A 25,333-nucleotide genomic window follows, 5' to 3' on the forward strand; every position below is an offset into this window, starting at 1 on the left:
AAAAAATTAAAGAATTTTTTAAACTTAATTCAGTATATAGAAGAAAGATATCAAATTAAATACTTTGATGAATTAATTAAATTGGAAAATACTTTCGACTTGCGGGAGGATGGTGAATAGTTGGATAAGTGTATATATTGCAGGCTTTTATCCGACTGTACATGCAAGTATGCCTGTTCCCGGTGTCTGCAGAATAAAATAGGTTTATCTGTATAAAAATAATTTATTTTGGACGCCGCTCCTTAAATCCTCGTTTAAAGATTTCCTGCACATTATTAATCGTGACATAGGCATCTTCATCTACACGTTCTAAAATCCGGCGCAGCTGCACGACTTCCGTCTGGTTGATGATGATATAGAGAATGGGCTGTGCTTCCAACGTATAGCCGCCCCGGCCTTCTAAAATCGTTACGCCCCGGCCCATCGTATTGAGAAGTTCCTGCCGTATGTTTTCCTGATGCTTTGAGATAATCATGACTGCTTTCCGGTCATCCGCGCCGTCCACGATCTTATCAATGATTTTTGCTCCGATATAAACTGCCACCAGCGTATACATCGCTTTCTCTTTCCCGATGACGAAAATGGACAGCGCAATTACCGTAATATCGATCACCAGCATCGATTTTCCGACACTCCAGCCAAGCAGCTGCTGCATTAGCCGGGCTAAGGTCGTGGCCCCGCCTGATGTGCCGCCGACACGGAAAATAATCCCCAGCCCGGTTCCGACAAATACACCCGCAAACAATGCCGCCAGCAGCGTGTCACTGCCGAGCTGCTCGCCCCATGCCTTCGTTAATTCGAGGAAAATGGACATGAACACAATTGTGACGAGTGTATAAATGATTGTTTTCCTGCTGAAGAATTTATATCCGACTGCAATCAATACTAGATTCAAAATGAAACTTACCAGCCCTGGCGACCATTCGAATAAATAATAGGTAATGATAGTGATTCCGATGACGCCGCCTTCGGACAGCATATTGGGAATCGCAAAATAGTTAATACCCAGCGCAAAAATTAAAGAGCCAATAATTAATGCGGAGTAATCCATTAGTTTTCGCTGCACTCAATCTCCTCTTCTCAAAAAAGGCGACATACAGTTGTATGCCACCTTACGAATTTTGTTAAAAATTATACCCGTAGTCCGGCGGGATAAAATCTCTGGCTTGCATGCAGTCTCAGTCCGCGTCGATAAAAATCCCTTTGATGACTGGTACACCGTCATCATTTTTTCCGTTATAGCTCCCATATACAATCACTTCAGTACCTTCAACAATTTCTGTGCGTTCGCTGATTCGGATATCGTCCACACGTACGATTTCATCTGCAGATTCACCTTGTACTTCCATTTTTCCGTCTTCATATGCTGTCACCGTGCCAATGAATTTCACTTTCGAGTTAACAGTCACTTCATCTTGCGAAAGAGCCGCATAATCCTGTTCTACTGTACCTGCTTTCAGACCTTCTTCCATTCCTTCTTCCATTCCAACCTCTGCCTGATCTTTCACGGCATCCTGCTGCTGTTCTGCTGCAGGTTCATTTTTCTCTTCATTGCTGCAAGCTGCGAGCATGGCAGCCGCTATTATCAACATCATCAGTTTTTTCATTCAAAATCGCCTCCGTAAGTAATCATAATGAATTTTTCACGAAAAGAAAACCCTCAACATGGTTTGAGTCATGAGCCCGATCAGAAGAATAGAATAATCAGAAGGAGACAATACGTGAGGGAAGGATGGGGCGTTGAATAAGCGGTTCACAAAATCAACGGCTGCTCTGCTGTGTCTGGTTGTGATTTGGGGAATCAGCTGGCCAATCTATAAAGCCTCTGCCGTCTATGCACCGCCTCTGCTGTTTTCAGGCATGCGCGCTTTGCTTGGCGGGTGTCTGGTTGCGCTTATTATATGGAAGAGGCGCCGCCGGTTAATGTGGCGTCAGCACTGGTGGAAATATTGTATCTCTGCATTGTTCAATACAGTGCTTTTTTTCGGACTGCATACAATCGGCCTGGGCTATTTACCCGGCGGTCTGTTTTCGGTCCTTGTCTATTTTCAGCCGGTGCTTCTCGGTGTCTTTGCATGGATGTGGCTCGGTGAGCAGATGACGCCCGTTAAACTGGCAGGCTTGATTGTCGGTTTCATTGGGATTGTGGTGGTTGGCCTGGATGGATTAACAACGCATGTGTCGGTGATTGGCGTTCTTTTAGGCCTGCTGACAGCATTTTTCTGGGCACTCGGTGTCGTATATGTCAAAAAGGTCAGCCATGAAATTGATGCGTACTGGATGGTGGCGATGCAGTTTACGATTGGCGGCATCGTTCTTCTGACGGCAGGGTCGCTGACGGAAAATTGGTCTGCGATTGAATGGAATGGTCTGTATGTATTCGGCCTTGGTTTTGGCGGTACGATGGGGATTCCAGTAGCTTATGTGATCTACTACAGCCTCGTCAACGCTGGAGAGGCCAGTAAAGTCGGCGTGTATACGTTCCTAGTGCCCGTGATTTCTGTATTCATCAGTACGATATTTTTAAACGAGCCAGTGACGTACAAATTACTGATTGGATTAGTGTTAGTGGGAATCAGTATCTACTTCGTGAACCGCAGGGCTGAGAAACCTGTTATACTAACGAAATAAATTAGTGAGGAGTGATCCGAATGAACGCACTCGAATGGATTCAGTATTTGGATTTACAGCCGCATCCGGAAGGCGGATTCTATAAGTCCACTTATCAATCGCAATTGACTACTCAGCAAAAGCAGGGTGAGCGTCCGCTTTACACCAGTATCTACTTTTTACTACGCTCACAGGATGTATCTCATTTTCACCGTCTTCAATCGGATGAAATTTGGTATTTCCACGGCGGAAGTTCGCTTACTGTTCATATGATTACGCCGCAAGGATTATATGAAGAAGTACAGCTTGGATTGGATATTCGTAATGGAGAGGTGCCGCAATTTAATGTCCCAAAACATACGATATTTGGATCATCAGTCAAAGAGCAAAACACCTTTTCATTGGTAGGATGCATGGTCTCTCCAGGGTTTGATTTCGCAGATTTCGAACTGTTTGAGGAAGAAGAACTGCTGTCACAATATCCTGGATATGAGGGAATTATAAAAAAGCTGACGTAATCGGGTCAGCTTTTTTATATCCTCTTATTTTTTCAAAATCATTTCTTTTACCAGTAAACCGATTGCTGCCAATATAATAATTCCTGAAATAATCATCCATGGCATATAGAATGTGAACGCAAATAGATAAAGGCTGCCCGCTTCCATCACGGCCAGAATCAAGCCGTAGATAAAGCCTTTATAGTGATTTCTTTTGATGACGATAAACAACTGCAAGTTAATGACGTTCGCCAACATAACGATAAGTGCTGCGATAAGATAGTCGATTGAAAATAAGCTAGTGCCTTCCGATGTGCCGAAAAGCGCAAATGAAGCGAACGAAATGGCAGGAAGGTTGATCGCAATCAGCGCCAGCACCCAAATAATCCATTGTACAGTTTTATTCATAATGTTCTTCTCCTTTAATTAAAAGTATCTGCCACAGCACCTATACTCGATGCGCGGATATAAGATGCATTTTGTAATTGCTGAAGTTCTTGTTTGGTTCCGACAACCACTGCTCCAATAATTTTAATTTCAGGTGATCCCGACTTGCTCAGGCCGTCATAAATAGAAGCCATCTCTTTTTGATAGCGTCCTTTCTGATCTTTGGCAGACTTCACAGACTCGATGAATCTTTCCTCCGGTTCTTGTACCGGGGCGCCCGTTTCATCAGTCAAGGAAAACCCGATGACTTCATTTTCTGTCAGCATATGAGAGGGCGGATCAGAAGCTTGCAGTGATTCGATAGCGCCCTTGCTATAGGTTTCCACCCATGCCCATTGAAGCGTTAACTCCTCTGGCAGCATAGACTGTACTTCGGCCAATGAATAGCCCTTGTCAAATGAAAGACCCACTTCAATGAGTTGTTGTTCACGAAAGGCATCGATAGTCTGCACTTCATTTGGAATTTGCGCGGACAGTACCTCAGGATGCAGGAAATTCATTACTTTACCGCCAAAGTAGTTGTATGTTTCATAACGGTTCGGAGATAGATGGACTTCGATATGATTGGAGTCATTGCTGATTTCTCCTCGGTAGACAGGCTGTCCGTCCAGTAATTTATACTGGGGAGCTGTCGCGTTGCTTCCTATAATTCGGATGGATTCTTCCCACGGCCCGATAAATGTATTTGCACCGTATACATCGTAGTACTGATCTTGAGCTATTATCTCTTTATTCAGCAGCCAAGGTGTCACTTGAAGCTTTAGTAAGATGACGAGGATCAGCACTAGAAAAGATACAAGTCCGCTGATGCTGGCAATACGGAGTGTACTTTTTCGTTTTGCTTTAGTAATGATATTCTTTTCGTTTCCTTCAAAACTGAAAAGATCATCCATTTCATGATTGTCTTTCAAGAAACTCACTCCACTTCTGTTTAAATGTATTCCGTGAGCGATAGAGTGTCGTTCGGATTGTGTCGACTTTCATATGCAGCAGAACACTGATTTCTTCGTACGATAAACCGAGTTCATATTTCAGGATCAACATGTTAGACTGAGCCGGGGTCAACTGATTCAGAACGAATTCTACTTCTGACTTATGTTCTTTCCTCAGCATCAGGTGTTCACCGTCTTCATCCATCCGGCACATATTCTCAAGAAAGTTTTCATCGATTTGCACATGGGGATATCGCTTTTGCTTTCGGCAAAGATCATGGTACTGATTAATGGATACCTTAAAAAGCCACGCGGAAGGATTATCCGTATTCAGATGGATCATATGCTCAAAAGCTTTGAAAAAGGCTGTCTGAACGATATCTTCAGCGTTTTCTTTAGAACAGCCGATTTTCAGAAGATATCGGAAAATGATGCGGGATCTATCCCTATATAAGTCCTCGATGGTTTGATTTTGCAAGCGGCCACCTACTTTATGTTGTTAACACCTATAAGACGGAGAAGGTCGAAAAAAGTATACATCATAAGAAAAAAATTTTGATTAATTTTCGTCATGAAAACAGCCAGTGCAGAAAACGGACCGCACTGGCTGTTGCTGTGTTGTTGTTAAATAGAATCCGTTGTTTCTTTGACTACTAGTTAACCAATAACTTTCACGATAGTGCCTTCATCGTCAGTGATCGTTGTTTTCAAAACTTGTACAGAAAGCCAGTCTGCAGAAGCCAGCTTGAATGTACGTTCTTTTGGCAGCAGCAGTTTGCTCAATTCTTTTACGGTGCGTTCATCCAAGAAGAGTTTGATGCTGTCTCCTTCTGACACGAACGTCGTCTGTTCCATCGGTTTTAATTGGATGGAGATGTCCGGACCGGAAAGAGTCAGTTCTTTCTCTTTCAACAAACGTCCTTGAAGCAGCTTACCGATAATTTCTGCTTGTTTCGCTCCGAGAGTCAGCGTTGACACTGGTTTGCGAAACAGGCCTTTTTTAGCTGTCGACCATCCTAATTGATCCACAAACAGTATGCCTGTATTGGATCCTTCGTGCTCCATTCCACTTTGTATGGCATCGGCTATCGAATCATCTGACAGGAGTGATTTTCTATTCAGGTCGGTTACGTAGCTAGGGATTTGTTCTTCTCCTGAAGCCAGTACGCCGAGTGTATTCCAAGTTTGCATAGCTTCCAGTTCATCATTCGTAATACCAACCATCTGCAAAAACTGCACATGTCCATTCGGTGTATCCATAGAATGAAGTTGCGGATCCGAAACAAATGCAAGAGCAGTCAGCGATGTGTCCGCTCCCAGACAAATCGGACCATTAGCATCTAAATAATCTCCGTTGCGAAAGACATTTCCGCTGTTGAATACATATCTGCCCATATTTTGCAATAAGTTCAGCGCCCAAGCCGGCGGTTCCATCGCATCTTTGTTGCGGGTGAGCCGGAATGTCAGTTCGAACCCGTAGCCGCTCTCTTCAGGGTCTTCCAATTCTTTGTCATAGAGTTCTGAAAATCCATACGTGACAAAATGCCAGTGGGGAACTGGCGTCTCCGATTTATAAACACTTATTCCGTCCAGGGGATCATTTCCTCCCAGGGCATAGGATAAAAGAGTTCCAAAATGTGCAGGTTCTTGCTCACCGTAAATTGTAGTCAATGCATGATCAATTGCATCCCAGCCAACTGTTGATTCTTCTTGACTCATGTACGCCGCCTCCGATAAATTCTCTCTCTATAAAATCCAATGAATGTCTCTATTTCACAGAATGCCTGCATAAAACAACTTATGAATTCGTTACTTCATGTTTGTTCTTGTACAGGCACATTATAGCGTCACTAGTAAATGGAATCAATATTCGTCAATGCACCTAGATGAATCATCGTATAAACCAGACCTGTTCCGCGTAGCCATTCATCTGCATAATGCTTCGCTGCAACATGAGGAGCAAGTGATATTTCATTCTTGCTGGATATGGAATATTCCAGGTGCACACTGTTCAGTGAATCACAAAACTGCATAAACTTTTTTGACTTGTTATAATACGGTTACGATTACTATTTCATTAGGGGAAGATCAATGAACACTAAATCCGCTTGGCTTCAGATTTCACAGTCGGAAGCAGCACGCATCGTAATTATCGCGATTTTGACAGCCCTGACAGGGGAATTAAAAGTACTGCCATTTGCGGATGAAACGTTTCGGTTTGCACTGGGCGGCATCGTATTTTTCTTGCTGATTTTAATATATCCCCCGGTTTCCATGCTGCGAACGGGTTTTATCACAGCAGTAACGGTCGTACTGTTCCGTGTAATTGAGGAAATGTGGTTCGGTGCGCCTTTAGAAGATAGTCTGCGCATGCATGTACCGGTTTTCCTATTCTATTTCATAATCGCGGTCGGCTGGCATTTTGCTGATCTGGAAAAGTATAAATCGTTTCCGCTGAGATTAGGCACTCTGGCATTTTTATTCGAAGTGATCAGCAATACGTCAGAGCATGCGCTTCGGAACTTTTTAATGCATGAATCTATGTTGGAAATGAAAGAATGTGGCATCCTGATGGGTGTAGCTTTACTGCGGAGTTTTTTCACTGTGGGACTTTACAGCTCTGTAGCGCTGTCAAAAGAAAAACAGCGGGTGGTAGAAATGCTTGGCGTTGGGTCAGAGCTCTATGCAGAAACACTGTATCTGCAGAAATCGATGAACAATATTGAACTGATTACCGCATCCAGTCATGACTTATACCGCAGGTTAAAGAGAGAAGGGCAGGGCCAGCTCAGTACGCAGGCGCTGCAGATCGCGCAGGAAATCCACGAAGTGAAGAAAGATTCCCAGCGGATTTTGGCAGGACTGTCGAAGTGGATAAATCGCGAGGAAGTGACATCATTTTACATATCCGATTTACTGGGGCTCGTTGTGACGGCAAATGAAAAGTACAGCGAATTAATTGGACGTGACTGTACGATCGAAACAGCTTTTGATGCGGATTTTCAGACAGATCAGCATATTCCACTGCTCGCAATCCTCAATAATCTGACGTCTAATGCCATAGAAGCGCTGGACGGGCAGGGGCGTGTAATGATTACTGTAGAGATTGAAGAAGGCAAGGTCCGTGTAAGTGTGCAGGATACAGGCAAAGGTATCCCTGCTGAACATGAAGAAATAATTTTCGAACCGGGGTACACGACTAAATTCAATGAACAGGGTGTTGCGGCTACGGGTATCGGATTATCGCATGTGTTGAGGATTGTTGAATCCATGCAGGGCGAGATTAGTTTGGAGCGGCTAAAAGACGGGCTGATCGTCAGTGTTAGGATCCCTGTCGAATCGGTTATGAAGGAGACGTAATCATGAGATATTTCATTGTAGATGATGATAAGGCAAGCCGTTTGATGCTAAGGAATATCTTGGCGGAGCAGGACGTGGGAATGGTTGTGGGAGAATCGGACAGCGGTGTGAAAGCGATCCCGAAAATATTGTCCATAGCCCCCGATCTAGTGCTTATCGATTTGCTGATGCCGGAACTCGATGGTATCGAGACGATTCAGCAGCTGAAATCAAAAGGGTTTACAGGACAGTTCATCATGCTGAGTCAAGTAGTCAGCAAAGAGATGGTGGGCGAAGCGTATCAAGTCGGAGTGGAGTTTTTTATTCATAAGCCGATCAATCAAATTGAAGTGCAAAGCGTATTGCGGCGGACGGCAGAACAAATCCGGCTGAAAAATTCTTTAATGACGATCCGGGAATCGCTTGCGCAGATTGGTTCTGTGGAGCAGCCGAAAATGAAGCGCCCGGCAAAGGATATTGTGCTGTCAAAGCTGCATGATATGGGAATTATCGGTGAAAGCAGCACGCGGGATATTGTGGCGATCGTAGAAGTGCTGATTGAACAAAAGGCGGCGCAATTACCTCCCTTAAAAGAGTTATATGAAATGGCTTTGCAGAAGACAGGAGTGGAACCGAAGAATATCGCCAAGGAAAGCAAAGCGATGGAGCAGCGGATCCGACGCTCTATTCAGACTGCAATGGAACATTTAGCATCGCTTGGAGCGATAGATTATACAATTGAAGAATTTGAATACTATGCACCGAGGTTTTTTGACTTCCAGGAAATCACCCAGCGAATGAAACAAATTCAAGAGGAAAGCTTTCTAATGAAGCCTGCTAAAGTCAATGCGAAGAAGTTTCTGCAAGTTTTGTATATGGAAACGTTGGAGGAGCAAAAAAAGTTTTTGTAGGATAGTGTAGAATTTTGTAGGTTTCCCATATGATTGTCCTAAGTTACTTCAAGAAAGCGTTTTCAGGAGTAAATCTAAGGGGGATTATCTATGAAAAAGAAATTCAAGCTGTCATTGGCCTATCAGATTTTAATTGGATTAGTTCTCGGTATTGCGGTCGGTGCCATTTTTTATGGTAATCCCGGCGTAGAAAAGTACTTGCAGCCGATCGGAACAATGTTCATTAATATGATTAAGATGATTGTAGTGCCGATTATCATTTCTACATTGGTCATTGGCGTGGCAGGCACGGGAGATATTAAGAAACTAGGTAAATTAGGCGGTAAAACGCTTTTATATTTTGAAATCGTTACGACAATCGCGATCGTCGTCGGTTTGATGTCCGCAAACATTTTCAAGCCGGGCGAAGGAATCGATATGTCTTCTCTTGAAAAAGGAGATATTTCGCAGTATGTTCAGACGACGGAAGAAGTGCAGAATGGCGGATTTATGGATGTATTGGTCGGCATCGTGCCGAGCAATATCGTGGAGTCTATGTCAAACGGTGATATGCTGCCGATCATTTTCTTCTCTGTTTTATTCGGATTGGGTGTGGCGGCAATCGGTGAACGCGGAAAGCCGGTTCTGGAGGTTTTTCAAGGTGTTGCCGATGCGATGTTCTGGGTGACGAATATGATCATGAAATTCGCTCCGTTCGGCGTGTTTGCACTGATTGGTGTGACGGTTTCCAAGTTTGGACTGGAATCGCTCATTCCGATGGGCAAGCTCATGCTGCTGGTGTATGCAACGATGGCATTCTTCATCATTGTCGTACTGGGCGGGATTGCAAAGCTGGTCGGCGTCAATATTTTCAGCTTTATGAAAGTGCTAAAGGACGAGTTGCTGTTAGCGTATTCAACGTCCAGCTCTGAAACGGTATTGCCGAAAGTGATGGAGAAAATGCAGAAGTTCGGCTGCCCTAAAGATATCGTGTCATTCGTCGTGCCGACCGGTTATTCGTTCAACCTCGACGGTTCGACGCTGTATCAGGCACTCGCTGCGATGTTTATCGCGCAGATGTACGGGATTCAATTGAGTATTACGGAGCAGATTACGCTTGTGTTGGTGCTGATGATCACGTCTAAAGGGATTGCAGGTGTGCCCGGCGTTTCATTTGTCGTATTGCTTGCGACGCTCGGGACTGTGGGAATTCCACTCGAAGGATTGGCGTTCATTGCGGGGATTGACCGTTTGCTCGATATGGCGCGCACAGTAGTCAACGTGGTAGGAAACGCGCTGGCAACAGTGGTGATGTCGAAGTGGGAAGGCCGTTTTGGTACGGAAGCTGCGAATGAAGAGAAAGAGCCGCAGTTCGTCTTGGCGGAAGAAAAATTGGTTTGATGAAATGCTGGCTGTCCTCTCTTGCAGGGGGCAGCTTTTTTTAGGTCAATGAAACGCCTATGCAGGCAGAGTATGAGCGCCTGCAGGGTGGTTATAAGCATTTGATCGGCGCGTATGAGCGCAGGCGGCGTCTGAATGATCGCCGCCAGGGTTGAATGATCACGTGCCGGGGATGTATGAGCACCTGTCAAGGATTTATGATCATGCTGCCGTCTGCTGTGCATTCATTGGCGGATTCAATTGTAGGAATGCTTGTTTTGTTATATGATTAGCAGTATGGAATAACTAGCGCGTGGTTTTATTAAGGAGGAAATAAGGCAATGAGCAATCAGCAGAATGATTTTACGAAATGGTATATCGATACAATCCAGAAAGCAGACTTGATGGATTACACACCGGTGCGCGGCTGTATCGCGTTCAAACCGGATGGCTTTGAAATTTGGGAGCATATTCAGGATGAAATGAATCGCCGGTTTAAGGAGACGGGGCACCGAAATGCCTATTTCCCGATGCTGATTCCCGAATCGTTCTTTGAGAAAGAGAAAGATCATATCGAAGGATTTTCTCCAGAACTGCCATGGGTGACGGAAGCTGCAGGAGAAAAGTTAGAGGAGCGTCTGGCGCTGCGTCCGACCTCTGAAACAATGATCGGTCATTTGTACTCCGACTGGATCAAGAGCTACCGTGATCTGCCTGTACTGATCAATCAGTGGGCAAACGTTTTCCGCTGGGAGAAAAAGACACTGCCGTTTATCCGGACGTCTGAATTCCTCTGGCAGGAAGGGCATACAGCGCATGTGGATGAAGAAGAGGCGCGCCATGAAACGATGCAGATGCTGGAGATCTATAAAGAAGTCGTAGAAGAGTTGCTGGCAATTCCGGTATACGACGGCCAGAAAACACCATCTGAGCGCTTTGCGGGCGCTGTGGACACGTTCTCCATCGAAGCGATGATGAAAGACGGAAAAGCCGTTCAGGCAGGAACTTCACATTATTTGGGAACCAAGTTTGCGGAAGCATTTGATATTAAATATTTAACAAAAGAAAATAAGCACCAGTTTGTTCATACAACTTCATGGGGAACATCGACACGTCTGATCGGATCAGTCATCATGGTACATGGCGATGAGCAGGGATTAGTACTGCCTCCGCGTGTTGCGCCGACACAGGTTGTCTTGATTCCGGTAGGTCCTTGGAAAAAGAATCCGGCGATCATGGAAAAACTGGATGAAATTTATGCGGAGCTAAAGTCAAAAGGCATCCGCGTGCGTCTGGATGATTCCGATCAGTCACCGGGCTTTAAGTTCAATGAATGGGAATTAAAAGGTGTGCCGGTTCGTCTGGAGCTTGGACCGCGTGACCTGGAAAATAACCAGGCATTGATGAAAGCGCGTGACGGCGAAGAAAAAGTAGCTGTCGATCTGGCTGAAGCAGTGGCAAGCATCGAAGCAGAGCTGGCAACGATGCAGACACGTCTGCTCGAGAAAGCGCGTGCGTTCCGCGAAGAACATTCGCATACGCATATCGACACGCTGGACGAGCTGAAGAAGCATATTGAAGACAGTGCTGCGAATGAAGAAATCCCAGGCTGGATCCTGGCCGGCTGGTGCGGCGATGATGCATGTGAAGAGCATGTGAAAAATGAAACGAAATTCACGACACGTAATATTCCGTTCAATCCGCCGGCTGAGAAGAAGACGTGTATGAATTGTGGTAAAGAAGCGAAACATACCGTTTGGTTTGCGCGAGCTTACTAAGCGGATGAAATGAAAAGGTGCCGTACGCGATGAACTGCGTACGGCACCTTTTTATATATGCGGGCGAACCGCGCGAAAAACCTGTGTCCGCGCGCCAAACGACGCGGCAGCCGCACCAATCGGCGTATATAACGCACCAATCCGGCCCGGCAGCGCGCCAAACCGGCCCGGCAGCGAGCCAAAACTCAGGCCCACCGCACCAAACCGGCCCGGCAGCGAACCAATACTCAGGCCCGCCGCGCCAAACCAGCCCGGCAGCGAACCAAAGTTCACGCTGGCCGCCCCAAATGCACAGCTGCACGAACCAAACACCGTCAGTCGTCCAGCTTCAAACCTTTCAATGCATCCGCAAATGGATTATTGACCGGTTCCTCGTCATTATTATTCTTCAAGTACTTTTGTACATCACGTTTATTTACTTTGCCTTTCGACTCTTTCTCGCGACGCGCTTTAAATGTAGAAAGCTTCTCGCGGTAACCGCATTTACAAGTGAAAATCTGTCCTTCGCCTTCTCCGCGAAGCTCCATTTTCTTCTTACACTGCGGACAGCGGGCATTCGTAACACGCGAGACGTTTTTGCGGTGGCCGCATTCGCGGTCCTGGCAGACAAGCATCTTGCCGTGCTTGCCATTCACTTCGAGCATCGGCTTGCCGCAGTCCGGACAGGTTTTCGTCGAAATATTATCATGCTTGAACTTGGCATCACTCGCTTTAATCTCCGACACAATTTCTTTCGTATAGCCCTTCATTTCATTAATGAAAGCTTCCTTCTTCAATTGGCCTTTGGCGATTTTCTCGAGCTTTAATTCCCACTCAGCAGTCAGAGTAGGTGACTTCAGTTCGTCCGGCACTAATTCCAGCAGCTGCTTCCCTTTATTCGTCACGTGTATATCTTTTCCGCGTTTCTCGATCAGGAAGGAATTAAATAATTTATCGATGATATCCGCACGGGTCGCGACTGTGCCGAGACCGCCGGTGGATTTCAGCGTGTCCGCCAGCTTTTTGTCCTGCGTGCCGTCCATATATTTCACCGGGTTTTCCATCGCGGATAAAAGAGTTGCTTCATTGAAACGCGCCGGCGGTTTGGTCTGGCCGGATGTTTCTTTAATCAGCTGAACTTTTAATGTATCGCCTTTTGAGAGATTCGGCAGCAGCTGTTCTTTCGTATCCTGCTCTGCTTCCTCTTCATCGAACTGGTTATTATAAACTTCTTTCCAACCGGGAACGAGAACGGTTTTGCCGCGCGCCGTGAAGCGTTCATCGGCAATTTTCGCTTGGACTGTGAGCTGTTCGTACTCATGGGCAGGAAACAGGACAGCCAGAAAGCGTTTGACAACTAAGTCGTAAATCCGGCGTTCTTTGTCGGACAGTTTATCTAGCAGAACAATTTCTTCCGTCGGGATGATTGCGTGGTGATCGGATACTTTGGTATCGTCGACGAATGATTTATTCGCTTTGATCGGTTTCTTCAGGATTTTATTGGCAGCTGAACGGTACTCACCGATGCCGGCGGACTTTAAGCGCTCCGGCAGTGTTTCGACGAGATCACTGGAGAGAAAACGCGAATCAGTGCGCGGATACGTCAGCAGTTTATGTTGCTCATAAAGCTTCTGCATGATGTTCAGCGTTTCTTTCGCAGAATAACCAAAAAGCTTGTTGGCATCACGCTGCAATTCGGTCAGGTCATACAGGCCCGGCGAGAACGTCTTTTTAGCTTTTTTATCGACATTTTCGATGACCGCCGGCTTACCGTCGATTTGCTTGACGATGGCAGACAGTTTTTCACGGTCGAATGAACGCGTGTCATTCGTTTTTCCATCCTGCCACGTTAGCTTTAATTTCGAATCGGTCTGTGCTTCGACGCCGTAAAATGTTTTCGCACGAAATGTGTTGATCTCTTCCTCGCGCTTCGCAATGATGGCGACAACAGGTGTCTGGACACGGCCGCAGTTCAGCTGGGCGTTGAATTTCGTTGTCAGCGCGCGGGTGGCATTCAGTCCAATATACCAGTCGGCTTCGGAACGGGCGACCGCCGCTTCATACAGATTTTCATACGCTTTGCCCGGCTTCAGCTGAGCAAATCCGTCTTTGATCGCTTTATCCGTAACGGATGAAATCCAGAGACGCTGAATCGGCTTCTTCACTTTCGCCTTCTCGATAATCCATCGTGCAACAAGCTCCCCTTCGCGTCCTGCGTCCGTTCCAATGATGATATTCGACACATCGGAGCGCGTGAGCTGTGATTTCACCGCATTATATTGCTTGCCTGTCTGCTTAATGACCGTCAATTTCAGATCTTCGGGCATCATCGGCAAGTCTTCCAGCTTCCACGCCTTATATTTCGTATCATACGTCTCGGGATCGGCAAGCGTCACCAAATGTCCGAGCGCCCATGTCACGATATATTTATCTCCTTCTAAATAACCGTTTCCTTTTTTATTACAATTAAGCACACGGGCAATATCCCGCGCCACGGAAGGCTTTTCCGCCAATACAACACTTTTTTTCATATAGTTAAACTCCTTTGGGTATATACATGTCAAAAAACTCCTCGCGTAGATAAGGGAAGGCCTTATGCTATCAGAAGGAGCTGCTTAATGAAAAGTGTAAACCAGCGGAGAAGATTCGTCAATTTAACAGGGCCTGTTTCCATTGAGAAATGGAAGGCGACAACACTGTTTTCCTCCGCGGAAATCGCATTGTATTTTACGGAGACGTAGGATAAAGTAGAAGGAATAGGTATCCTTTTCCAGGTAATTTATTGGAGTATATCCAGTGGAAAGGAAGCTGAAAATCGAAAAGGGATTGAGTTCTATGGTTGGAGGCAACAGCAGGAGTGCCATGCCAAAAAAGAAGATTTTTCTACTTGGGAGTTTATTTATATTGACGTTAACCATCTCGAGAATTGGTTGGATCTCCTATTTTCAGTCGCCTGACAACGTGCAAGCGGAAAAAGGTGTCATTGATTTACGGGGTTGGACGTTTACCGATGATCAGACCATTTCACTTGACGGTGAATGGGAGTTTTATCCGGAGGAGTTCATTGAGCCTTCTATGACTGGCAAATTGGAAGTTCCAAGCGGATATATACATGTCCCGCAAGACTGGAAAGAGCAAATCGCCGATGCAGAACAGAAAACGGGTTATGGTTACGGCACATATCGGATTATCATTAAGCTGCCTGACAGTGAGCAGCAGTTATACGGATTGCGATTCAAAGAAATAAAAACGGCGGCTGCGGTCTTTGTAAATGGCAAACAAGTCGGGGAATATAATACGCCAAATGAAGCGGGTACTAAAAATGCTTCCGTGCGCGGTCCGTTTTACGCGTTATTTCACAAGAATAAAAGTGACATCGAATTATTGGTCCATGTCTCCAATTATGAATATCCTTTTGGCGGAGGAATCCTGGAGTCAGTGATGATCGGTTCCGATACGGCTGTCATTAAAGAGGCTAATCAATCTTTTTCTCTGCAACTGACAGTCGGCATCATTTATTTGCTTCATAGTCTCTATGCATTTGCGATTTACTTCTCCGGCAAAAGAAAAGGTCAAAGACAGCTGCTGATCTATGGAATCTTCCTGGTGATCAGCGCGTTTTCCATTTTGCTGGACGATGATGCGGTCATTCAGCTGCCAATAGGAGTACAGGCGGCCAATCACCTGCTGATGTTTTTATTCATGAGTATCCTGCTGGCGATGTTGTATGTCGTCAAGCATTTATTTAACATCAAAAGCCGGTTTCTTACTTATATAACGGGGCTGTATGCGGTGCTCGCCATTGCGCTGACTGTCATTCCATACGCGCATTCATTGTTCCTGAGCGTGCCGCTATCCCTGTTTTATATAAGTTCGCTGTATTTTCTATTCAGCCAGACGATAAAAACAATTCGCAAAGGCTACTCTGAGGCGATTTTCATCCTGTTTTGGATAGCATGCTACTCATCAAATGTTATCTGGGGATCCATCATCAAAGCGGGCGGCCTTCACATACCGTATTACCCGTTCGACTTTATCGTTTCTGTAGTGGTTATTGCGTTTCTCTTATTCAAGCAACATGACAGGATAGTGAAAGTAAACGAGGAGCAAACACTGAAGCTGCAGTCTGCCGATCAGCAAAAAGATGCGTTCCTGGCGAATACTGCCCATGAGTTGCGTAATCCTCTCCACGGAATCATTACAATTGCACAAACTCTTATGAACAATAAAAGTCAGTCCGAAAAGGACAAAAACAGTTTGAAGTTGCTTGTGAGTGTTGGTCAGCGAATGACTCTGTTGCTCAATGATTTACTGGATGTGACGCGCTTGCGGGAGGGGTTTATACTGCTAGATCAAAAAAGTGTCAGGATTCAAGGGATTGTCCCCGGCATATTTGATTTGAATCGTTATGTGCTGGATGGTAAACCTGTGCAGCTGCATCTTGAGATGGAAGATGATTTTCCGCCGGTGTATGCGGATGAAAACCGGCTGATTCAGATATTATCCAACTTGATCCAGAATGCGATTAAGTACACCAATGAAGGCCATATCGTCGTAAGCGCAACGCAAGAGAAAGGTATGGCTGCGATTCATGTTCTAGATACAGGCATCGGTATGAGCAATGCCATGCAAGAGAAAGTATTCGAGCCGTATGAACAGGAGCATGGCAACGCCGCTTCGCAAGGGGGGATTGGCTTAGGTCTTGCAGTTTGTAGAGAGCTTGCAGAGCTGCATGGCGGTAAAATCACAGTTGCTTCATCTGTTGGCGAAGGTACCGTCTTTACTGTCACACTGCCGTTATCACCTGAGCCGGAACTGGAAGCAGCTCATCAGCCAAAAACTTCTCTGCCAGTGGCCAATCCAAATGAATCTTCTATTTTTACAGCCGAATCTTCAAGTCTTTCAATAAACAGTGCTTCCGTTAATGAAAAAGCAGCCATTTTAATCGTTGATGACGATCCTGTAAATGTCCGGGTTATGGCAATGCTGCTGGATTCAGACTATGAGGTCACGACAGCTACTAGCGGTGAAGACGCGCTTGCCTATGTAAAGAGGAACGAGTTTGACCTGGTCATTTCCGATGTGATGATGCCGCGAATGTCCGGTTATGAATTGACACGATATATCCGCCAACTGTATACAATGTCTGAATTACCAATTTTGCTGCTAACGGCAAGAAGTGAATTGCAGGATATCTATACAGGATTTGATGCAGGTGCAAACGATTATGTCGCAAAGCCTGTAGACTCAATGGAATTGAAAATGCGTGTAGAAGGGTTAATCGAATTAAAACAATCTATTCATCAGCAACTGCGGATGGAGGCGGCTTGGCTTCAGGCGCAAATACAGCCGCATTTTCTATTTAATACGCTCAATACCATCGCTTCATTGGCTGAATTTGACACGAAACGAATGCTTCGTCTGCTTGAAGAATTCGCCAACTATTTACGTAGAAGTTTCAGCAATGTCAATATCGATTCCCTCATTCCGTTAGAGGAAGAACTGGATCTGACACGTTCTTATGTCTATATTGAACAGGAACGCTTCGGTGAACGGCTGCGAATTGAATGGGAAACTGACAATAACCCGGCTATTCAAATACCTCCGCTGTCGATTCAGCCGCTTGTCGAAAATGCCATCAGACATGGTATTTTGAAAAAGGTGGAAGGAGGCACTGTCACAATACGAATTACCAATCATACAGATTATACAGAAGTCTCGATTATAGATGACGGAGTCGGAATGAATTCGGCAAAAATTCAGGAACTGACCAGTGGGGAATCAATCCAAGATGGAAACGGAATTGGAATCGTCAACACCGACCGACGTTGTAAGCAGCTGTTTGGCAAAGGTTTATTTATTTTGAGCGAAGAAGGAAACGGAACAGAGATTTCTTTCCAAATCCCTCTTCAAGAGAAAAAAAGCGACTGAAAGCAGTAATTTTTTGTATACTGATACTAACACTTTAGAAATGAGGGATCAGAATGTCTGAATTAAAAGAACGGCTGATGGCAGATATCAAGACAGCAATGAAAGAAAAAGACCAGATGAAAAAAGGCGTCATCAATTTATTGCGTGCAGGTCTGCAGAACGAGGAGCTGGAACTGAAGCGTGAATTAACAGAAGAAGAGGAAATTAAAATCGTCCAGCGCGAACTCAAGCAGACGAAACAATCTCTCGAAGAAGCGCAAAAAGCGGATCGGGATGATATTGCGGAAGCTGAAAAAGCGAAGATCACGATTGTTGAATCCTATCTGCCAAAACAGATGAATGTCGAAGAAGTGAAGGAATTAATCAGCTCACTCGGCATCTCAAAAGACACGCCGATGGGCCAGGCAATCGGCACGGTGATGAAAGAAGTTGCCGGACGTGCGGAAGGCAAGACTGTTTCGCAGGCTGTAAAAGAATATTTGCAGGGGTAAAGGCTGTCGGGAAATCGCAAGTGATGCGATTTCCCGGCAGTTTTTTTTATTGTGTGGAGCGAAAGAGGTGCCTAGATGCATCGAAGTGCTGTAGATTCGAACCAAAACAGCCTTGAACCGCGCCAAAACCCTTCTGTGCCGAACCATAAATCATCAATACCGAACCAAACGAGGCTGTAAACGAACCAAACCAGGCCGGAACCGAACCAATCGGACTGTTTACCGCACCTTTCCTCACTTCTTAAACGAAGCCCTCACTAGATACGCCACATCATACTCTTTCAATTCCTCCAAATAGCCTTCATTCTGTTCAAAAAAATCGACAGAAAAGGAGCTGACTTTCACGCCTACGGAGCTATTTGTATAGGCCACTGCACTGAGCAGCATGTTTTCGGAAAGCGGCAGGCCTTCCTGCGGATTGACGGCTGTCAGGGTAGCCATGTCCTCTATATCTGGCAGCTGATCTTCACTTGTTAAACCGGCGCCGCTGATGCTGGCGGAGAATAATAATTTATCGTCTGACGGTTTGATGGCCATAATTAATGTGCCGTTCGTTGATTCGCCGGGCAGCGGAATGGAAAGCTCACCGATGGGACCGCCAATCTTTTCCCCTTTTTCGTATTTATCCATCCAAAGCGAAATGCCGGAATAGGTTTGATCGGTTGCATAATCAAATATAAATACCTGGTCTGCAGCTGTTTGAATGATTTGTTCCTCGCGGTCTGTCAGTTCAGGGATGGTCAGTTTATTTTTATCGGACGCTGCACATGCACCGAGCGCCAGCACGCTGCTCAGGCAGAACAGCAGGATGATTTTCCTCACTTCGCTGCACCTCCTCTACTACTATTCTTCAAGTATAACAGTTTTCAAAACCTTCAGTTATTCATTTGTGAAAATATTTTACTGGGAAAGTGAAATGTTTTCCATCCTGCAACCGTTATACTGATGAAATAAAGAAACGAGACATGCGCATGGTCGTTGGATAGGGAGGTTCTTATGGAAGAGGATGTTCAGTGGGTGCGTGAGGTGCTTGCGGGGAATAAGCAGGCGTACGCCCATATTATCGATAAATACAAAAATCCGCTCTATGCCGTGATTTTACGGATGACGCGGAACCCGCAGGATGCACAGGACTTTGTGCAGGATGCTTTTTTGAAAGTGTATTATCAGCTGGATAAGTATAAAGAAACCGGGTCTTTCTCCAGTTGGCTGTATCGGGTGGCTGTGAATCATTGTATGGATGAGTTTAGGAAGAAGCGGCATCAAGCCGTGCCTTCAGAGTTTGCAGAAGAACAGGCAGTCGACCGCAACCATCCCGAAGTGGTGTTTTTGAAGAAAGAAAAACAGCGGCAATTGGAACGGCTGCTTGCCACGCTTCCGGAAGATGAGCGATTGATCATCCTGCTGCGTTATGCGAATGAATTAAGCTATGAAGAAATCAGTGAAGTAACAGATACTCCATTATCTACTGTTCGCAATAAACTTCATCGGGCGAAAAAGAAAATGAGGGAAACAGTAAAACGAGAAGGAGGCTATTTTCATGAACTGTCCAACGATAGATGAACTAGCAAAATACGTCGATGATTTATTGACGGAAAGAGAAACGGACCGTGTGCAGGCTCATCTGGAAGACTGTCCGCATTGTCGGGAAGCAGTGGAAGCGTTTCTCGGAGAGCAGCATTTTATGGTGGAAACATTTCAGACACCCGGACTGCCGGATGATTTTGCGGCAAAAATAGTAGATCAGCTGGAACCATATGAGCGGCAAGTTAGAAAACGAAAAGCACCTTGGAAAAAATTGATGCTGTCCGCGGCAGGTGTTGTGCTGGCAGTCGGGCTGAGCGCGGCATTGAGCCCGAGCTTCGCTCAATTGATTGGCGGGTTTTTCAACACCGAACAAGCGGATGACGGGCTTCGTCTGGCGATGGAGGCGGGGCTTGCCGAACGAGTAGATCTGGCAGTGGAAGATCAGGGAATTACATTAAAGGTCGAAGATGTGATGGCGGATTCTTCACGCATCACGCTGTCCTATCAGGTACTGAAAAATGGCAAGCCGAAAAATGCCTATATTGAAGAGGATGGTACTCCAAATCGTGTCATAGCAATCGACCAGAATGGCAATGAATTGGACCAGCTTGGATACAGTTGGTGGGATGGCGGCGATTATGGAGTATATGAGCTTTCATTGCGCGGATACGAGGATATCGATCAGCTGACCATCCGATTTGATGTCACCGAGTTACGTGGAGAGAAAGGGAATTGGCAACTTGATGTTCCGGTGGATCTCAGCGAAAAGCGTCAGCTGACCCAAACGCGGCCGCTGAAGGGTGCTTCATTTGACACGGATGGCGTGGCAATCGAACTGCAGAAAATGCAGATGGCACCTTCATCTACTGAGCTCTTTTATGAGACTTCATTCACAGAAGAAGAACGCGCAAGAATTGAAAAGGCGGGAGAGGAGTTCAAGCAGCGGTTCGGTGCGGAGCCGGTGGAATCATTGATGCGTACGTTTGATCCTGAAATCGCGTATCATTTGGAGGATGAAAGCGGTGCGGAACTATATTCTTGGAATCGCTGGGATACGGAAGAAGGATATGTGAGCGACGCGGGGATGCTGCAGGGAACGGGTGAAAACCTGGAGACAATAGGGAATCTCAAGTGGGTGAATTCGTTCGTGCCGCAGAAGGAACAGCCGGACATGACGTTCGTGCTGGACGGCGTGTACAAGACAGAGCCGGCGAATTTCTCTATCACATTCAATCCAAAGGAGCTCAGGAAAGAGCCGTTCTCCTTCGAATTTGAAGGCAATCAGATGAAGGTGGTCCATGCGAAGAATGAGACGGATTACTTTTTTAAGAAATCAGTCGTGCCGGTAAGGAGAGTGAAAACATTCGTTGTGGAGATGGAAGGCAAGAGAGAGAAGGACGCGGGTGAGCTGGGCATCTGGCTGCTCGAGGACGGCGAAGGAAATGTCTACTCATCAGGCCCAAGCGGCTCCATTTCAAATGAAGACATCGGTTTTACATTGGATTTTCCTGCATTAGAAAAGGTGCCGGAAGAGCTGACACTGCATCTGTTCTCAGCGAAACACTATGTGCCGGTGAAAGAGCCGTGGAAAGTGCCGCTGTATTAAAAATAGCATCCGTCTTATCATCAGCAGATGATAGGACGGATGTTTTTTCGGTTTATCTGGTTTGATAGAGTACCGGTAATCATAAATTATTAGTAAACAGTTTTAGAAATCTCGACTTTAAACCATAAATAAAAAAGGGCTCTTCACCAACACATGTGCTTGACAACCTGTCACGTGCATTTTGGCAATGGGCGGGTTTCGTTTCTCGACTTTATAGGGAGTTTAATTGAAGTGTGCGTCTGCAGTTTAGATGGGGATTGCCTTACGCTATGAGCCTACTGGCGAAGAACGTGCCAGCAGTCTCACAGCCACGGCCTACCCCGCAGTTGCGCCTTCGCTGATGTTGGAGAACGTACAATGTACTGTTTTTGCAGAGTATGGGACGCCCATCAACTCTACGCATAAGAATGCAAACCCGCAATGACCAAATTAACAAATACTTGATTAAACACAATTAGACCAAAACCTATAATTGACAGCCAGGCCGTTCTTTTTCCTTCCCAGCCTTGCGCGGTCCGCAAATGTAAAAAGGCTGCGTAAAACAACCACGTAATGAGCGCCCATACTTCCTTCGGATCCCATCCCCAGAAACGTCCCCACGCGAGATGCGCCCATATCATCGCAAATAATAGACCGCCGAGCGAGAATAACGGAAATCCAACAATCACAGCTCGATATGAGATTTCATCCATCAATACGGGGCTCACTTTATTCGTAAATGGCTTTACTAATTGAATGATCTTTTTCCTGGTCAGCAGACGAATGAGCAGATAGAGTACGCTGCCTGCCAAAAACGTCCAAAGGAGAGTATTAGTCTGTGCTGCGTCTATTGAATTCGGCAGTTCAAACCATCCAATTGGCTGTCCGCCGTTAACAGTTACGGCTCCTTCGTTTACGATAAGCGCAGGCATGGAATAAACAGCTTGCTCCAATTCCTGTGCTTTATTTTCAAATTGGATGATTGTTTCATCTGACCCCAATGAAAAGGCAATGGAACAAAAGACGAATCCTATTACCGAGATGAGACAAGACATAACGAACTCCAAGCACCATGTCTGACCAGACGTAACTTCCGGATCCAGTACACGCAGCAAATAAATAACACCCGTTGCAAACGCAACCGATAGTATGGCGCTGGAGAGGGCTACAGTAATTACATGGATAGACAGCCAATTACTTTGCAGGGCGGGGATTAGGGGAGTAGCATCACTCATGAATACTCCTCCAAATCCCAATATAATTATTGAGACAGGGATTGAGAATAACACCAGCACGATTTGTTTATATAGCTGATATAGTAGTAATGTACTTGCGATCAGCATAATACCGAAAAATGTCATAAATTCATACATATTGCTTACTGGTGCGTGCTCAATGGCAATCCATCTTAAAACGAAATAAGTGAGCTGTAACACAAAAGCGGCATAGATCAATCCTACACCGAACTTTCTTGTCCAATTGTTTGTAGATGTAACCGACAAACCAATCGGCACTATTGCGGCCAGCAGGAGAATAAACGCTGTAAATAACGACTGATTACTGATTTCTATTAAACGCTCCATATTCATGTAAGCCTCCAGACTTGAAAATAATCCGTAAGCGGATCATGGCTTATTATAATGATGGCAGGATGGTTTTTGGTGTTTTTATCGTAAACGTCAGAAATTTCATCATATCTGTACAATTACCAGACAAAAGAACAGCAAACTATAGAAGGGGCGATGAAATGACCGACATGTTTTTTCTCTTTGCTCTATTCAATTTTTTGATTATCTACGGATCGATGTTTTACATTATGGATTTGCGTATAACAATCAAGCGATTAATAGCTTCTTTGCTGATTAATACATTCGTTGCTGTATTGGCTGTCAGTTATCCGCAATCGCTGTGGATTCCGATGATTGTCAGTATTGTGGCAAGCGGCGTGTTATTTTTTGTGATGACGAGAAAGCAGCTGGCCTTTTTTCATTTACTTTTTATCTATCTCTGCTGTGTGCTCGCAGAATATATCGCATTGATTGTAGTGGATATATTTCATCTATCGATCGCAGTTCATAGCGGCATCATTTTGCTGCAAATTGCTGTCATTATGATCGGTTACAAAACGTTTCTGGCCCGCTATGATGATAAAGTCAGGCTGCCGGGGAGTTCTCAGCTGGTATTACTGCTTGTTGCTGTTAGCACGGGACTAGTCTTTTATGTGCTGATATTTTTACCTGGTGGAAAAGGGGAAATCCCGATTTCCACAGGCAACTTGGTCATTCTGATGTTTTATTTTATGACCATGCTTGTCCTGATAAGAATCCTTCTGCAAACCATGATAAAAGAGCAGGAGGTTCAGGAAAAGTTTATAGAACAGCAGCAATTCACTCAGTACATGCAGTCCTTGGAACAAGTGAATCGCAATATGCAGGCTTTTCGTCATGATCATACGAATATTCTCCTTTCAATGCGCGGCTATATGGAAAACGGAGATATGACGGGTCTTAAAACTTATTTTGATGAAGAAGTTACAAAAGTAGAGCATCATACACTGTACCAAAACCAATTGTTCAGCCAATTAGACCGGCTTCAGCTGATAGAAATAAAGGGTCTAATTTCTACTAAACTGCTGCGTGCGGATGAATTATCCATACCTGTTTCGGTTGAAGTGCCAGAGTTGATTGAGGATTGCTCTGTCAGCCGTCTGCATTTGTCTCGGGTCATAGGAAATTTATTAGACAATGCGATAGAAGCTTCTGTCGTTGTGGATAATCCACAAATTAACTTGGCATTTCTCGCTATGAAGGGCGAATTAGTGATTGTAATTGAAAACAGAATCTCGGATAGCGAACTACCGGTTCAGCCATTATTTGGCGAACGGTATTCGACCAAAGGAGAGAACAGGGGCTGGGGTTTGCCGGCGGTGAGGGGAATCTTGTCGGGATATCCGAATATCACTTGGAATACCCGCATTGATAATCAATGGTTCATCCATGAAATCATGATAAAGGAGGAGTTTGATTGAGAGTCATTATTTGCGAGGATCACCCGATTCAAAGAGAATTTATCCATAAAGAAATTGTGAATTATGCTGGTTTCCACGAGCCTGGCGTGGAAGTGGTTTTACGTGCAAGCAGGCCTGATGAAGTACTGAGTTATCTGGAATACCAAAAAGCAGATTGTTATTTCTTGGATATCGAATTAAACCACCAAATGGATGGAATGGCATTGGCTGCAGAAATCCGTAAAAAAGATCCGCTGGCGTCCATCATTTTTATCACTACGCATGCAGACCGCCTCAAACTCACATTTACTTATAAGCTGGCAGCGCTTGACTATATCGTGAAAGATACACCGGATCGGACAGCCTCCGATGTAAAGCGTGCACTGCAGGCTGCTTTTGAAAGATATGTTCAGATTGGGCAAGATACGCAGCCGGACATTCTTCAAATTACGATAGGGGAACGCATTAAAAATATTAGCCTTCAAGATATTTATTTCATCGAAACTTCCAGTATTCCGCATAAACTGAGTTTGTATGAAAAGCATGGAAATTATGAATTCTACGGCAGAATGAAAGAGTATGAAGAGATGGCCCCCTCTTTTTACCGCTGCCATACGAGCTGCTTAATTAACTTGCTGCATGTCATAGAGGTGGATAGAAGGAACCGCACGGTCACCATGTCAAACGGTGCGGTATGTCCTGTTTCATTCCGGGCATTCAAGGAATTGAAAAGCAGATTATCAGAATGAAATAAAATAGGTTCCTACATTGCTTACGTATATCAATAAAATTAGTGAAATAGTAAACAGCATGCTAATTTAATTATATTGAATTACTATTACCAAATTATCAGTTTACAATATACTTTACTTTTTTATTAAACGTGATAAAGTTGAAAGAGTACTGCTGGCTTATTAACTAAATGCAAGCTCAGCAAATT

At 45.0% G+C, this 25,333-nt stretch carries 23 protein-coding genes and 1 pseudogene; 13 read left to right on the forward strand and 11 right to left on the reverse strand.

Annotated elements, in window-relative coordinates:
* Positions 1-223: 223 nt before the first annotated feature.
* Both GDZ68_RS15060 and GDZ68_RS15065 read right to left on the reverse strand, forming a co-directional pair.
* Positions 224-1,051 carry a YitT family protein gene (locus GDZ68_RS15060; RefSeq protein ID WP_153723171.1) on the reverse strand — a complete coding sequence of 276 codons (828 nt, stop codon included), beginning with the start codon at positions 1,049-1,051 and terminating at the stop codon, positions 224-226.
* A gap of 127 nt (positions 1,052-1,178) precedes the next feature.
* On the reverse strand, positions 1,179-1,607 hold the full coding sequence (locus GDZ68_RS15065; RefSeq protein WP_153723135.1) for a hypothetical protein: 429 nt from the start codon (positions 1,605-1,607) through the stop codon (positions 1,179-1,181).
* A 133-nt stretch (positions 1,608-1,740) separates the two neighbouring features.
* On the opposite strand from GDZ68_RS15065, the gene GDZ68_RS15070 reads away from it, so the two are divergent.
* Positions 1,741-2,631 (forward strand): DMT family transporter, encoded by an 891-nt coding sequence (locus GDZ68_RS15070; protein ID WP_153723136.1) that lies wholly within the window; start codon positions 1,741-1,743, stop codon positions 2,629-2,631.
* A gap of 20 nt (positions 2,632-2,651) precedes the next feature.
* On the forward strand, positions 2,652-3,128 hold the full coding sequence (locus GDZ68_RS15075; protein ID WP_408020124.1) for a cupin domain-containing protein: 477 nt from the start codon (positions 2,652-2,654) through the stop codon (positions 3,126-3,128).
* 24 nt (positions 3,129-3,152) lie between these two features.
* Here the strand turns inward: GDZ68_RS15075 and GDZ68_RS15080 are convergent, their stop codons facing one another.
* The 5 genes and pseudogenes from GDZ68_RS15080 to GDZ68_RS18255 form a co-directional block, all read right to left on the reverse strand.
* On the reverse strand, positions 3,153-3,515 hold the full coding sequence (locus GDZ68_RS15080; protein ID WP_153723137.1) for a hypothetical protein: 363 nt from the start codon (positions 3,513-3,515) through the stop codon (positions 3,153-3,155).
* A gap of 14 nt (positions 3,516-3,529) precedes the next feature.
* Positions 3,530-4,465 (reverse strand): anti sigma factor C-terminal domain-containing protein, encoded by a 936-nt coding sequence (locus tag GDZ68_RS15085; RefSeq protein ID WP_153723138.1) that lies wholly within the window; start codon positions 4,463-4,465, stop codon positions 3,530-3,532.
* The gene (locus GDZ68_RS15090; RefSeq protein WP_153723139.1) at positions 4,449-4,964 is read right to left on the reverse strand and encodes an RNA polymerase sigma factor; all 516 of its coding nucleotides are present in this window, start codon (positions 4,962-4,964) and stop codon (positions 4,449-4,451) included. The genes GDZ68_RS15085 and GDZ68_RS15090 overlap by 17 nt, the downstream gene beginning before the upstream one ends.
* A gap of 179 nt (positions 4,965-5,143) precedes the next feature.
* Complete coding sequence (locus tag GDZ68_RS15095) at positions 5,144-6,205, reverse strand: suppressor of fused domain protein (protein ID WP_153723140.1); 1,062 nt, start codon at positions 6,203-6,205, stop codon at positions 5,144-5,146.
* Positions 6,206-6,354: 149 nt separating this feature from the next.
* Positions 6,355-6,453, reverse strand: a pseudogene (locus GDZ68_RS18255) (SDR family oxidoreductase); the annotation flags it as partial.
* A gap of 124 nt (positions 6,454-6,577) precedes the next feature.
* On the opposite strand from GDZ68_RS18255, the gene GDZ68_RS15100 reads away from it, so the two are divergent.
* The 4 genes from GDZ68_RS15100 to proS all read left to right on the forward strand — a co-directional run bounded on the left by GDZ68_RS15100 (position 6,578) and on the right by proS (position 11,873).
* A complete protein-coding gene (locus tag GDZ68_RS15100) occupies positions 6,578-7,846 on the forward strand; it encodes a sensor histidine kinase (protein ID WP_153723141.1) in 1,269 nt (422 codons plus the stop codon).
* A gap of 2 nt (positions 7,847-7,848) precedes the next feature.
* Complete coding sequence (locus tag GDZ68_RS15105; protein ID WP_153723142.1) at positions 7,849-8,736, forward strand: response regulator; 888 nt, start codon at positions 7,849-7,851, stop codon at positions 8,734-8,736.
* 90 nt (positions 8,737-8,826) lie between these two features.
* Positions 8,827-10,116, forward strand: a complete 1,290-nt coding sequence (locus tag GDZ68_RS15110; RefSeq protein WP_153723143.1) for a cation:dicarboxylate symporter family transporter — start codon at positions 8,827-8,829, stop codon at positions 10,114-10,116.
* Positions 10,117-10,436: 320 nt separating this feature from the next.
* Positions 10,437-11,873 (forward strand): proline--tRNA ligase, encoded by a 1,437-nt coding sequence (gene proS, locus GDZ68_RS15115; protein ID WP_153723144.1) that lies wholly within the window; start codon positions 10,437-10,439, stop codon positions 11,871-11,873.
* A gap of 51 nt (positions 11,874-11,924) precedes the next feature.
* Here proS and GDZ68_RS15120 read toward each other — a convergent pair whose 3' ends face one another.
* Positions 11,925-12,146, reverse strand: a complete 222-nt coding sequence (locus GDZ68_RS15120; RefSeq protein WP_153723145.1) for a hypothetical protein — start codon at positions 12,144-12,146, stop codon at positions 11,925-11,927.
* 41 nt (positions 12,147-12,187) lie between these two features.
* Complete coding sequence (locus GDZ68_RS15125) at positions 12,188-14,383, reverse strand: DNA topoisomerase III (protein ID WP_153723146.1); 2,196 nt, start codon at positions 14,381-14,383, stop codon at positions 12,188-12,190.
* Between the two features lie 87 nt (positions 14,384-14,470).
* On the opposite strand from GDZ68_RS15125, the gene GDZ68_RS18330 reads away from it, so the two are divergent.
* The 3 genes from GDZ68_RS18330 to GDZ68_RS15135 are packed head-to-tail and all read left to right on the forward strand — an operon-like array spanning position 14,471 to position 18,274.
* Positions 14,471-14,593 (forward strand): hypothetical protein, encoded by a 123-nt coding sequence (locus GDZ68_RS18330; protein WP_255425151.1) that lies wholly within the window; start codon positions 14,471-14,473, stop codon positions 14,591-14,593.
* Positions 14,594-14,648: 55 nt separating this feature from the next.
* Positions 14,649-17,783, forward strand: a complete 3,135-nt coding sequence (locus GDZ68_RS15130) for an ATP-binding protein (RefSeq protein ID WP_153723147.1) — start codon at positions 14,649-14,651, stop codon at positions 17,781-17,783.
* Positions 17,784-17,836: 53 nt separating this feature from the next.
* Positions 17,837-18,274, forward strand: a complete 438-nt coding sequence (locus GDZ68_RS15135; RefSeq protein WP_153723148.1) for a GatB/YqeY domain-containing protein — start codon at positions 17,837-17,839, stop codon at positions 18,272-18,274.
* Positions 18,275-18,508: 234 nt separating this feature from the next.
* Here GDZ68_RS15135 and GDZ68_RS15140 read toward each other — a convergent pair whose 3' ends face one another.
* A complete protein-coding gene (locus GDZ68_RS15140; RefSeq protein WP_153723149.1) occupies positions 18,509-19,096 on the reverse strand; it encodes a hypothetical protein in 588 nt (195 codons plus the stop codon).
* 174 nt (positions 19,097-19,270) lie between these two features.
* Between GDZ68_RS15140 and GDZ68_RS15145 the strand changes: the two genes are divergently transcribed.
* Complete coding sequence (locus tag GDZ68_RS15145; RefSeq protein ID WP_228551130.1) at positions 19,271-19,837, forward strand: RNA polymerase sigma factor; 567 nt, start codon at positions 19,271-19,273, stop codon at positions 19,835-19,837.
* Complete coding sequence (locus GDZ68_RS15150; protein WP_153723173.1) at positions 19,815-21,407, forward strand: DUF4179 domain-containing protein; 1,593 nt, start codon at positions 19,815-19,817, stop codon at positions 21,405-21,407. The genes GDZ68_RS15145 and GDZ68_RS15150 overlap by 23 nt, the downstream gene beginning before the upstream one ends.
* A gap of 395 nt (positions 21,408-21,802) precedes the next feature.
* Here the strand turns inward: GDZ68_RS15150 and ccsB are convergent, their stop codons facing one another.
* Positions 21,803-22,975, reverse strand: a complete 1,173-nt coding sequence (ccsB, locus tag GDZ68_RS15155; protein ID WP_153723151.1) for a c-type cytochrome biogenesis protein CcsB — start codon at positions 22,973-22,975, stop codon at positions 21,803-21,805.
* Positions 22,976-23,133: 158 nt separating this feature from the next.
* Between ccsB and GDZ68_RS15160 the strand changes: the two genes are divergently transcribed.
* Positions 23,134-24,414, forward strand: coding sequence for a sensor histidine kinase (locus GDZ68_RS15160; RefSeq protein ID WP_194841192.1), 1,281 nt, complete (start codon positions 23,134-23,136; stop codon positions 24,412-24,414).
* Positions 24,411-25,142 carry a LytR/AlgR family response regulator transcription factor gene (locus GDZ68_RS15165; RefSeq protein ID WP_153723153.1) on the forward strand — a complete coding sequence of 244 codons (732 nt, stop codon included), beginning with the start codon at positions 24,411-24,413 and terminating at the stop codon, positions 25,140-25,142. The genes GDZ68_RS15160 and GDZ68_RS15165 overlap by 4 nt, the downstream gene beginning before the upstream one ends.
* Positions 25,143-25,333 lie beyond the last annotated feature (191 nt).

The sequence above is a fragment of the Sporosarcina cascadiensis genome, assembly GCF_009650995.1.
Classification (GTDB): Bacteria; Bacillota; Bacilli; order Bacillales_A; family Planococcaceae; genus Sporosarcina; species Sporosarcina cascadiensis.